This window comes from Pseudomonas entomophila, assembly GCF_029193575.1.
Lineage (GTDB): Bacteria > Pseudomonadota > Gammaproteobacteria > Pseudomonadales > Pseudomonadaceae > Aquipseudomonas > Aquipseudomonas entomophila_G.
Map to the genome: position 1 here is coordinate 106318 of NZ_JARGCS010000015.1, position 11498 is coordinate 117815.

Below are 11498 nucleotides of genomic sequence, written 5' to 3' on the forward strand. Positions count from 1 at the left end.
AGGGCAGGGTCAGTCACTGGGCAGGCCACGTGCCTTGAGGTTATCGACCAGGCGTCGCTGCAGGCGTTCCAGCAGCGGCACCGCGACGCCATGGCGGATGGCGCTGCGGCAGGCATGGCCGAGCAGGTAGTGCAGCTCGGTGCGACGGCCGTGGCGCACATCCTGGTACATGGAAGAGTAGTTGGCCGCGGTGGCGAGGATCACCCGTTGCACCTCGTCGTCCAGGTCCTCGGCGGCCTGGGGCTGGCCACAGCGTTGCAGCAATTCGGCGAGTTCCTGGCACAGCGCCGAGACCTCGGTGAGGTGGCCGAGCAGGCCGCCGTTGTGGCAGTCGTGCAGGACGGTCAGCGGGTTGATCGCGCAGTTCAGCGCCAGCTTGCGCCACAGTCGGCTGAGGATGTCAGGGGTCCACTGGCTGGGGATGCCGGCGTCGTGCAGGTCGTCGAACCATTCCGGCACGGCGAGGTTGGCCGGGTCGCCCAGCCAGTTGAAGCCGTGGCCGGCGAAGCGTACTCGCCAGTCGTCTTCACGGAAGGCGCCTTCGGTGCTGGAGGCGAAGATGCAGCGGGCTTGCGGCGCCTGGTCGGCGACTTCGTCCTGGCTGCCCAGGCCATTCTGCAGCAGCACCAACTCGGCACCCTCGGCCAGGCGTGGCGCCAGGCGCGCTATGGCAGGGGCGGCGTCGTAAGCCTTGCAGGCCAGCAGCAGGCGATGGATCGGCGCGCTGGCGCCGTCGGTTTCGGCGGGGATCGCGTAATGCGTGGCCTGGTCCTGTTCCACCAGGGTCAGGCCACCGGCGGCCTGGTACGCAGCCAAGCGCCGGTCGTCGCGCAGGATCAGGCGCACCGCCTTGCCGGCGCGGGCCAGGCGGCAGGCCCAGAGGCTGCCGAGGCTACCGGCGCCGAGAATATGCCAGGTGCTGCTCATCTGCGTTTCGCAACCCGTTATAATGAGCCCGCATTTTAACCGTCAAACCCGACGCGCTCCATCTTCAGGCGAGCGCGCTTTTTTTTGGAGAACCCCCATGCCTTCGTTCGACGTGGTATCGGAACTGGACAAGCACGAAGTGCAGAACGCCGTCGACAACGCCATCAAGGACCTCGACCGCCGTTACGACCTCAAGGGCAAAGGCACCTTCGAGTTCAAGGACAAGGAGCAGACCGTGCTGCTGACCGCCGAGGAGGAGTTCCAACTCGAGGCCATGCTGGAAATCCTGCGCCTGGCGCTGGTCAAGCGCAAGATCGACGTCAAATGCCTGGAAACCAAGGACCCCTACGCCTCGGGCAAGGAAAAGAAACAGGAAGCCAAGTTCCGCGAAGGCATCGACAAGGACCTGGCGAAAAAGATCGTCGCCACCATCAAGGATGCCAAGCTCAAGGTCCAGGCTGCCATCCAGGGCGAGCAGGTACGCGTCACCGGCAAGAAGCGCGACGACCTGCAGGAAGCCATCGCCCTGCTGCGCACCAAGGAATTCGACATGCCGCTGCAGTACAACAACTTCCGCGACTGACCGCTTGCACGCAGGAACCTTGATGGCGCAGTGATGTCCATCGCTTCCTGCAGCCGTGTAATGCTTCGCGGCCTGTTTTACCGTTGTGCGTGCCATTCGACATCAGGAGATGAACATGGATTTGAACGCCGAAGTCGATCAACTGGTCCGCCAGTCGCAGACCTGGGTCCCCTTGATCATGGAATACGGCAGCCGGGTGCTGCTGGCACTGCTGACTCTGGCCATCGGCTGGTGGATCATCAACAAGGTCAGCGCCCGCCTGGGCAAACTGGTTGGCCTGCGCGCCGACGTGGCGCTGCAAGGCTTCATCAGCACCCTGGCCAACATCATCCTCAAGGTCCTGCTGTTGGTCAGCGTGGCGTCGATGATCGGCATCGAGACCACCTCGTTCGTCGCCGCCATCGGTGCCGCGGGCCTGGCCATCGGCCTGGCCTTGCAGGGCAGCCTGGCGAACTTCGCCGGGGGCGTGCTGATCCTGATGTTCCGCCCGTTCCGCATTGGTGACTGGATCGAGGCGCAGGGTGTATCCGGTACCGTGGACAGCATCCAGATCTTCCACACCGTGCTGCGCACCGGCGACAACAAGACAGTGATCATGCCCAACGGCAGCCTGTCCAACGGCATCATCACCAACACCAACCGCCAGCCGACGCGCAAGGTGGTGTTCGATGTCGGCGTCGACTACGAGGCCGACCTGCAGAAGGCGCGCAACGTACTGCTGGAGTTGGCGCAGGACCCGCGCGTGCTGGCCGACCCTGCGCCGCAGGCGGTGGTGGCGACCCTGGGCGACAGTTCGATCACCGTATCGCTGCGCCTGTGGACCAAGACCGCCGACTACTGGGACGTGGTGTTCATGCTCAACGAGCATGCCCGTGATCGGCTCAAGGCCGAGGGCATCGACATTCCGTTCCCGCAGCGGGTGATCCGCGTGGTGCAGGAGACGGTGGCGCAGTAAGACCGCGGCACCGCCATCGCGGGGCAAGCCCGCCCCTACCGAGATTTCTGTAGGGGCGGGCTTGCCCCGCGATGCTTTCCCCCCCCTTACACTTGTTCACAGCCAGCCGCCGTCATTTCTGGCATACAAGCTGCCCCGATACCGTCTGAACGCCATCATGAAACCTCTGCTTTACATCACCCCCCTCAGAGCCCTGTTGTTCGGCCTGACCCTGGCCTTGTTCGAGCTGCTGACCTACCTCGCCAGTGACGCCGTCATGCCGGCGATGCCGACGGTGGTCGAGCACCTGAACGCCAGCCCGGAGTACATCCCCCATGCGCTCAACCTGTACCTGCTCGGCGGTGTGCTGCTGCAATGGCTGATCGGTCCGCTGGCCGACCGCTATGGCCGTCGCCCGCTGCTGCTGGGCGGCTGCGCCTTCTTTGGCCTGGCATGCCTGGCGACGTTCTGGGTGCACGACATCGGCCTGTTCAACCTGCTGCGCCTGCTACAGGGCATTGGCCTGGGCTTTGTGGTCACGGTCAGTTACCCGGCACTGAACGAGGCTTTCAGCGAGGCGGACGCGGTGCGCATGATGGCGCTGCTGGCCAATATCGCCTTGCTCTCGCCGCTGCTCGGGCCGTTGGTGGGCACCTTGATGCTGCAATGGCTGGACTGGCGCTGGCTGTTCGTGGCCTTCGCCGTCGGCGCGGTGTTGACCTTCGTGCTGCTGCAGCGCTTCATGCCCGAGACCCTGGGCGTGGAGCGGCGCGACGGCTCGCGCCTGCCGTTCACGCCAATCCACCTATTGCCCTTGCTGAACTGCTGAGCAACCGACGTTTCGTCGCCGGCAGCGCGGCGTTGGGGCTGGTGGGCCTGCCACTGATCGGCTGGATCGGGCTGTCGCCGGTGCTGTTGATCCATGACGAAGGGTTGAGCACCATGGACTACGCGCTCTGGCAGCTGCCGGTGTTCGGCGGGTTGATCCTTGGCAACCTGATCATCAACCGCATCGCCGATCGCCACCCGTTGCCCAGCCTGGTGCGCGGAGCGCTGTGGCCATACCTGGCGGGGCTCTGCTTGATGGTGGTGGCGACCTGGTACTGGACGACGGTGCCGAGCGTTGTGGCGGGGATGTCGCTGTACGCCTTGGGGCTCGGGGTGGCCAACGCGGTGCTGTACCGCATGACGCTGTTCTCCAGCGAGCAGAGCAAGGGCCTGGTGTCGGCGATGCTGGGGATGATCACCATCGCCCTGCTGGGGCTTGGGGGCGCGCTGCTGGCGATGCTGGGGGCGGGGGCGAGCTTGCTGCATTTCGCCCTGTTGGCCGGTGTGGCCGGGGCATTGGCGCTGTGGCCTTTGTGGTTCGTGGTAGGCGGACGGCCAGGAGAAGGGGCGGTGGCGCAGTAAGGGATTGCTCTGTGCCGGCCACGGTATGTGTAGCGGGCTTGCCCCGCGACAGGGCCGGCACAGAATGCAGCAACCTCAGGGCTGCTCAGCCGCCTGGGGCTCCACCGGCACCGGCTTTCCCTTGCCCGCCTCCTGACGCCAGTGCAAGGCGATCAGGATCAACGTCGGCACCCCCAGCAGGGCCGTGATCAGGAAGAAGTCGTGATAGCCGAACTTCTCCACCATCACCCCTGAATAGCCGCCGATCAAGCGCGGCAACAGCAGCATGATCGAGCTCAGCAGCGCGTACTGGGTGGCGGAGAACTTCAGGTTGGTCAGGCTCGACAGGTAGGCGACGAACGCCGAGGTGGCCATGCCGGAACTGAAGTTGTCCAGCGAGATGGTCACCACCAGCATCTCCAGGTTAGGCCCCATGTCGGCCAGCATCAGGAACAGGATATTGGTCGCCGCCGAGGCCACGCCGCCGATGAACAGGATCGGCAGGATGCCGAAGCGCACGATCAGCAGGCCGCCGACGCCGGCGCCCACCAGGGTCATGATCAGGCCGAAGATCTTGCTGACGCTGGCGATCTGGTCCTTGGTGAAGCCCATGTCGATGTAGAACACGTTGGCCATCACGCCCATCACGGTGTCGGACATCCGGTAGGTGGCGATCAGCCCCAGCAGCAGCAGGGCCTGCCAGCGGTAGCGCACGATGAAGTCGTTGACTGGCGTGAGCACCGGAGCCAGGCCGCGCCGGCCCATGGACGAGAGGCACGCCCAAGTCAGCAGTGCGTAGAGGATCAGGCGCAGGAAAGCGCGGTCTTCGAGCAGCAGGTCGAGCACTGTCGCGTCGCCGAACACCACGCTGGCCCAGTCGGTATTGAACATCTGGGTGAAGCTGGCGGGTACCGAGACCAGCAGGAGGATCAGCACGAATACCGACACCAGCTGGTGCATCAGGCCATAGCGCGCCGCCGACAGCTGGGTGCGCAGCGGCACGGGCGGCTCGCGCATCACCAGGGTGGTGAACAGCGCGGGCAGCATCAACACGCCGAACAGCACGTAGGTGCCGGTCCAGGCCTTGTGCAGGTAGCTGAAACCGGTGGAGCCGAACCATTCGGCGAAGAACAGGGCGCCCGCGGTGGCGAGCAGGGCGGCGACGCGGTAGCCGGCCATGTAGCTGGCGGCAAGGGCGGCCTGGCGCTGGTCGTCGGCGATTTCCAGGCGGTAGGCGTCGACGGCGATGTCCTGGGTGGCCGAGGCGAAGGCCACCAGTACCGCCAGGGCGATCAGCCACGACAGATGCTTCTGCGGGTCGCACAGGCCCATGCCGACCAGCCCGATCACCACCAGCACCTGCGACAGCAGCAGCCACGAACGGCGGCGCCCCATGCCGCCAAGCAGGGGCAGGCGCCACTGGTCGAGCAGGGGCGACCAGACCCATTTGAACGCGTAGGCCAGGCCGATCAGGCTGGCGTAGCCGATGGTCTCGCGGGCCACGCCGGCTTCGCGCAACCACACGGAAAGGGTGGAAAACACCAGCATGTACGGCAGGCCGGCGGCAAAGCCGAGCAGCAAAAGCACCAGGGTCGACGGGCTGGCATAGGCGGCAAGCGCAGCGCGCCAGGTTTTACGGGGCATGGGCCAACATCTGCCTCAAGTTTGCGAAAACAAAGCGCGCACTCTAACCGCTGTGCTCCATTGGGCGCCAGCCATGGCGCGACATATCCACACGATTATTGGCCACATTCACGCCTTCTGCGCGCAGTCTGGCCCGCTGTTCGTCGCCCGACGGCGTGCCGAGCGCCAGGCTCAGGCGCCCACCGGCGCCCAGCACCCGGTGCCAGGGCAGGCGCGTGTCCGGCGGCAACTGGCTGAGCGTGCGCCCGACCCAGCGCGCGGCGCGTCCCAGCCCGGCCAGTTCGGCGAGCTGGCCATAGCTCACCACCTTGCCTGAAGGCACCTGGCCGAGTACCGAGTACAGCGCCGTTCGTCGGGCCTGGGCATCGTCCTGGGTGTGATCCACTCCCCCCGGCATCAGGCAGTCCCGGGTGTGCGGGTGAAAACGGACGGGCGGTGCGAGGCAATGAGTATGGAACTCGTCGGCATGGGGTCGGTCTGTCCTTGTTCTGGTCATGGGTATCTGGATAATGCCCGGCTTTTCACCTCAAACCGAACCCGTACTCTGCTTATGTATTCTAGAGCCTTGCTGTGCCTCCTCGCCGCTTCCCTCAGCACCACCGCCCTGGCCGACACCGTCTGGATGAAGAACGGTGACCGCCTGACCGGCAAGATCAAGGTGTTCGACGGCGGCAAGCTGCTGCTGGAGACCCCCTACGGCGGCAATATCGCCCTGGACTGGAAACAGGTGCAAACCCTCGAGAGCGACCAGGAACTGCTGGTCAAGCAGGACACCTACAACGGCGAAAAGGCCAAGTCGCTCAAGGCCGCCGAACCCGGCAAGGTGACCCTGGCCAACGGCGATGCGCCCAAGACGGTGGAACTGGCGAGCATCGAGCAGATCATGAAGCCGCGCCCACTGGTCGAAGACTTCCTGTGGAAGGGCAACGTCGACGTGGCCATGGACTACAAGCGCGCCGAGAACAACACCGACGACTACGACATCAGCTTCAAGACCACCGCGCGCCACGGCCGCTGGCGGCACAACGCCGAGGGCGAGTACAACCGCGAGACCAAGGACGACGTCACCACCACCAACAACTGGAGCGCCGAGTACGCCCTGGACCGTTTCATCACCGAGAAGTGGTTCTGGCAGGGGCGCCTGGAATACAAGCGCGACCACATTGAAGACCTGGCCCGCCAGCGTACCGTCGGTACCGGCCCGGGCTACCAGTTCTGGGATGACGAACTGGGCGCGTTCTCCCTGGGTTCGCTGATCAACCGCACCGATTTCGAGTACCGCGATGGCGGCAAGGACAACTTCTATTCCGCTGCGGTGAAGTGGGACTACAACCGTTACCTGATCGGCAAGTCGGTGCAGTTCTTCACCAATGGCGAGCTGGGCAAGCCGCTGGGCGGCGTGGCCGATTATTCGCTGGATGCCGAGGTGGGGCTGCGCTACAAGGTCACCGAGTGGGCGTCACTGAACCTCAAGGCGGAGAAGGACCTGATCAAGGGCACCAACGACAGCGACCTGGACAAGACGCGGTATACCGCTGGGTTCGGGGTAACCTGGTAGGTTGGGTTGGCGGTGCGGGCCCTGTCGCGGGGCCCGCACAGGCAAGCCAACTGGCAGGGCAGGGTGATAATGATTATCTTGTCACCCATCCAGACCTTCGCCAGGAGCCCGCTTCGTGAGTACCAACGCCATCCGCCCCGCTCGGGAACTGCTGCTCAAGGAGTACCGCGGCGTGCTCTCGACCCTGTCCAAGTCCATGCCCGGCTTTCCCTTCGGTTCGGTGGTGCCCTACTGCCTGGACGCCGAGGGCCACCCGCTGATCCTCATCAGTCGCATCGCCCAGCACACCCATAACCTGCAGAAGGACCCCAAGTGCTCGCTGCTGGTCAACGAGCGCGATGCCGAGGACGTCCAGGCCGTCGGTCGCCTCACGGTCATGGCCGAGGCGCGCAAGCTCAGCGACGAGGCGGCCATCGACGCCGCGGCCGAGCGCTACTACCGCTATTTCCCCGACGCCAGCAACTACCACAAGGCCCACGACTTCGACTTCTGGGTGCTGGAGCCGGTGCGCCACCGCTACATCGGCGGTTTTGGCGCGATCCACTGGCTCGACCAGGTGACCCTCGCCAACCCGTTCGCCGGCAAGGCCGAGGCGAGCATGATCGAGCACATGAACAGCGACCATGCCAATGCCATAGCCCACTACGTCGAGCTGACCGGCTTGCCGCGAACCGAACCTGCACAGATGGTTGGCATCGACAGCGAAGGCATGCACCTGCGCATTGGCCAGGCGGTGCATTGGCTGCCGTTCCCGAATTCTTGCAATACGCCGACACAAGTTCGTGAAGCCTTGGTCTTGCTGGCCCGTGCCGACCAATGGCCAGCACCGGCGGCGGCCGAGGGTTGAAATAGCGAGCATACGCATCCATGTGGGGTCTTACTGGAAGGTTGTCTTCCGTCGAGGATCCCTTGATGCGTGTTTTCCTACTGCTGTTTCTGATTTTTCCGGTGCTGGAGTTGTTCGTATTCGTCAAGGTCAGCGCCGCCATCGGTTTCTTCCCGGCGCTGCTGCTGATCATCGCCGGCTCTGCCCTGGGTGTGCTGGTGATGCGCGTTGCCGGGCTGGCCACCGCCCTGCGTGCCCGTGCAAGCCTGCAACGTGGCGAACTGCCCGCCGAAGACATGTTCCAGGGCCTGATGCTGGCCGTGGGCGGTGGGCTGCTGTTGCTGCCGGGCTTCATCAGCGACGTGCTGGGCCTGCTTTGCCTGCTGCCGTTCACCCGCCACCTGGTGGCGCGCAAGCTGCGCCAGCGTGCCGAGGAACAGTCCCTGCGCCAGCGTGCGTTCCAGGACGAACCGTTCCAGGCCCGCCCGAACGATGCCGGCCATCGTCCGAATGTCATCGAAGGCGAGTACGAACGCCGTGACCAATAGCCTTCAAGACGGGGCCGCATAGCGGCCCTTTTTTTCGGCTGCCGTTCACCCGATGAAAAAAAATCTGTAGCAAGCCTTGTAATTGAATATGGCGGCCTCATGTATGGGTCACCGCAAGGTTTCCGGTGACTTCACCGGACATGACACACGGGGTTCGCCCAACGCGGGCCCCGACCGGCAACGCCGGATAGCCTCAACCCGCCGGTGTCGATACCGGCCGATGAAAACCATAATTTGGGAGAGATCGACAATGAAGCTTCGTCCTCTGCATGACCGCGTCGTCATCCGTCGCAGCGAAGAAGAATCGAAAACCGCTGGCGGTATCGTCCTGCCGGGTTCGGCCGCTGAAAAACCGAACCGCGGCGAAGTCGTTGCCGTCGGCACCGGCCGCATCCTGGACAACGGCGAAGTCCGCGCGCTGGCCGTGAAAGTGGGTGACAAAGTGGTTTTCGGCCCTTACTCGGGCAGCAACACCGTGAAAGTCGACGGCGAAGACCTGCTGGTGATGGCCGAGAACGAAATTCTCGCCGTCATCGAAGGCTGATTCCCCCGATTCCCTGCAAAGAATTCCAAGGATTAAACGATCATGGCTGCTAAAGACGTAAAATTCGGCGATTCCGCCCGCAAGAAAATGCTCGTTGGTGTCAACGTACTGGCTGACGCTGTCAAAGCGACCCTCGGCCCGAAAGGCCGTAACGTTGTGCTGGCCAAGAGCTTCGGCGCGCCGACCATCACCAAAGACGGTGTTTCGGTCGCCAAGGAAATCGAGCTGAAAGACGCGTTCGAGAACATGGGCGCCCAACTGGTCAAGGAAGTCGCTTCCAAGGCCAACGATGCGGCCGGTGACGGCACCACCACCGCCACCGTCCTGGCCCAGGCCATCGTCAACGAAGGCCTGAAGGCCGTTGCCGCCGGCATGAACCCGATGGACCTCAAGCGTGGTATCGACAAGGCCACCGCCGCCGTCGTCGCCGAGCTGAAGAACCTGTCCAAGCCTTGCGCCGACTCCAAGGCCATCGCCCAGGTAGGCACCATCTCCGCCAACTCCGACAACTCCATCGGTGAAATCATCGCCGAAGCCATGGAAAAAGTCGGTAAAGAAGGCGTGATCACCGTCGAAGAAGGCTCGGGCCTGGAAAACGAACTGTCCGTCGTGGAAGGCATGCAGTTCGACCGTGGCTACCTGTCGCCGTACTTCGTCAACAAGCCGGACACCATGGTCGCCGAGCTGGAAGGCCCGCTGCTGCTGCTGGTCGACAAGAAGATCTCGAACATCCGCGAACTGCTGCCAGTGCTGGAAGCTGTCGCCAAGGCCGGTCGCCCGCTGCTGATCGTCGCCGAAGACGTCGAAGGCGAAGCGCTGGCTACCCTGGTAGTCAACAACATGCGCGGTATCGTTAAAGTCGCGGCCGTCAAGGCGCCTGGCTTCGGCGACCGCCGCAAGGCCATGCTGCAGGACATCGCCGTCCTGACCGGCGGCCAGGTCATCTCCGAAGAAATCGGCCTGACCCTGGAAACCACTACCCTGGAGCACCTGGGTAACGCCAAGCGCGTCATCCTGTCCAAGGAAAACACCACCATCATCGACGGTGCTGGCGTTGACGCCGACATCGAAGCACGCGTCAAGCAGATCCGTGCCCAGATCGAAGAGACTTCGTCCGACTACGACCGTGAGAAGCTGCAAGAGCGTCTGGCCAAGCTGGCTGGCGGTGTTGCCGTGATCAAGGTCGGTGCAGGCACCGAAGTAGAAATGAAAGAGAAGAAAGCCCGCGTTGAAGACGCCCTGCACGCTACCCGCGCAGCCGTCGAAGAAGGCGTGGTGCCTGGCGGTGGTGTTGCCCTGGTTCGCGCCCTGGCGGCCATTGTCGACCTCAAAGGCGACAACGAAGACCAGAACGTCGGTATCGCCCTGCTGCGTCGCGCGGTAGAAGCCCCGCTGCGCCAGATCACCGCCAACGCCGGCGACGAGCCAAGCGTCGTGGCCGACAAGGTCAAGCAAGGTTCGGGCAACTACGGCTACAACGCCGCCACCGGCGAATACGGCGACATGATCGAGATGGGTATCCTGGACCCTGCCAAGGTCACCCGTTCGGCCCTGCAAGCCGCGGCCTCGATCGGTGGTCTGATGATCACCACCGAAGCCATGGTCGCCGACCTGCCGGAAGACAAGCCGGCTGCCGGCATGCCTGACATGGGCGGCATGGGTGGCATGGGCGGCATGATGTAAGCCACCCTTGCCCTGTGTCTAGTCCTGAAATAGGTTTACACCTGTTCAGGTAGGCCGACAGACCTCAAAACGCCCGATGCACCGCATCGGGCGTTTTGTTTTTCAGGGCCATATGAGGCCGTTCTGTGTTGTAGATCTGCACTGCCTCGTCAACCATTTGCCTCGCTTGCTCCAGATCTGCAGGGCTACTCAACAGCAGCTCCATCTTGAGGATTCCGTTGATTCGCTCGGCCAGCGCATTCTGGTAGCAGTCATACCCATCGGTCATGGAGCACTGAACGCTGTGCCGTTGATGCAGTGACTGGTATAGCGCCGAGCAGTATTGGATGCCTCGATCCGAATGGTGGACTAATGGCTGGCGATGACGTCGCTTCCGTAATGCCTGCTTGAAAGCTTGCGCCACCGACTCGGCATGCAGGCTTTCATGGACGTGGTGGCCAACGATTTTCCTGGAGTACGCATCCGTGATCAGGCTCAGGTATAGCGGGCCGTTACGTGCAGGCAGGTAAGTAATGTCGGCCACCCAGACGTGTTCCGGCCTTGTCGGAACAATCTGGCTTGGCCCGGGCTTGAGTAAGTTGGGATGGCGGTAGAAGCGATGAAAGCTTTGTGTTGTCTTGTGGTAGGCCCGCTTAGGCAGTACGAGCAAACGGCGCTCTCCCAAGACCTGGAACAGCCTATCTCGGCCGACCTGGAATCGTCTGTCAGGTTGGCAATGCAGCAGATAGTGCAGCTTGCGAGTACCCAGACGGGGTTGGCGCATTCGGACTTGCTGTACAAACTCAACCACCCGGTCTGCCTGGCGTTCTTTGCCATCAGCGGCTCGGTTGCGTTTGTAGTAAGCCTGTCGACTGATGCCTAG

11 protein-coding genes and 1 pseudogene are annotated in these 11498 nt (G+C 63.5%); 8 read left to right on the plus strand and 4 right to left on the minus strand.

Annotated elements, in window-relative coordinates; all coding sequences use genetic code 11:
- Window positions 1–9: 9 nt before the first annotated feature.
- On the minus strand, window positions 10–927 hold the full coding sequence (locus tag P0Y43_RS08425; protein WP_275636840.1) for a putative 2-dehydropantoate 2-reductase: 918 nt from the start codon (window positions 925–927) through the stop codon (window positions 10–12).
- A gap of 97 nt (window positions 928–1024) precedes the next feature.
- On the opposite strand from P0Y43_RS08425, the gene P0Y43_RS08430 reads away from it, so the two are divergent.
- From P0Y43_RS08430 to P0Y43_RS08440, 3 genes and pseudogenes are all read left to right on the plus strand, one after another.
- Window positions 1025–1510, plus strand: a complete 486-nt coding sequence (locus P0Y43_RS08430) for a YajQ family cyclic di-GMP-binding protein (protein ID WP_275636841.1) — start codon at window positions 1025–1027, stop codon at window positions 1508–1510.
- Between the two features lie 115 nt (window positions 1511–1625).
- Entirely contained in the window at window positions 1626–2465 is an 840-nt protein-coding gene (locus P0Y43_RS08435) for a mechanosensitive ion channel family protein (protein WP_275636842.1), read from the plus strand.
- 157 nt (window positions 2466–2622) lie between these two features.
- Window positions 2623–3854, plus strand: a pseudogene (locus P0Y43_RS08440) (MFS transporter).
- 75 nt (window positions 3855–3929) lie between these two features.
- Here the strand turns inward: P0Y43_RS08440 and P0Y43_RS08445 are convergent.
- The gene (locus P0Y43_RS08445; protein WP_275636843.1) at window positions 3930–5477 is read right to left on the minus strand and encodes an AmpG family muropeptide MFS transporter; all 1548 of its coding nucleotides are present in this window, start codon (window positions 5475–5477) and stop codon (window positions 3930–3932) included.
- 43 nt (window positions 5478–5520) lie between these two features.
- Window positions 5521–5874: an MGMT family protein gene (locus P0Y43_RS08450; RefSeq protein ID WP_275636844.1), complete on the minus strand. Its 354-nt coding sequence runs from the start codon at window positions 5872–5874 to the stop codon at window positions 5521–5523.
- Window positions 5875–6027: 153 nt separating this feature from the next.
- Here P0Y43_RS08450 and P0Y43_RS08455 point away from each other — a divergent pair, with 153 nt between their 5' ends.
- The 5 genes from P0Y43_RS08455 (at window position 6028) to groL (ending at window position 10636) form a co-directional block, all read left to right on the plus strand.
- Window positions 6028–7035 (plus strand): DUF481 domain-containing protein, encoded by a 1008-nt coding sequence (locus tag P0Y43_RS08455; protein WP_275636845.1) that lies wholly within the window; start codon window positions 6028–6030, stop codon window positions 7033–7035.
- Window positions 7036–7150: 115 nt separating this feature from the next.
- On the plus strand, window positions 7151–7882 hold the full coding sequence (locus P0Y43_RS08460; protein WP_275636846.1) for a HugZ family protein: 732 nt from the start codon (window positions 7151–7153) through the stop codon (window positions 7880–7882).
- Between the two features lie 65 nt (window positions 7883–7947).
- On the plus strand, window positions 7948–8409 hold the full coding sequence (locus P0Y43_RS08465) for an FxsA family protein (RefSeq protein ID WP_275636847.1): 462 nt from the start codon (window positions 7948–7950) through the stop codon (window positions 8407–8409).
- Window positions 8410–8659: 250 nt separating this feature from the next.
- Window positions 8660–8953: a co-chaperone GroES gene (locus P0Y43_RS08470; RefSeq protein WP_003260750.1), complete on the plus strand. Its 294-nt coding sequence runs from the start codon at window positions 8660–8662 to the stop codon at window positions 8951–8953.
- A gap of 42 nt (window positions 8954–8995) precedes the next feature.
- A complete protein-coding gene (gene groL / locus P0Y43_RS08475; protein ID WP_275636848.1) occupies window positions 8996–10636 on the plus strand; it encodes a chaperonin GroEL in 1641 nt (546 codons plus the stop codon).
- Window positions 10637–10700: 64 nt separating this feature from the next.
- On the opposite strand, the gene P0Y43_RS08480 is transcribed toward groL, so the two are convergent.
- Window positions 10701–11498: IS3 family transposase (locus P0Y43_RS08480; RefSeq protein WP_275636849.1), on the minus strand; the 798-nt coding region annotated here is incomplete at its 5' end.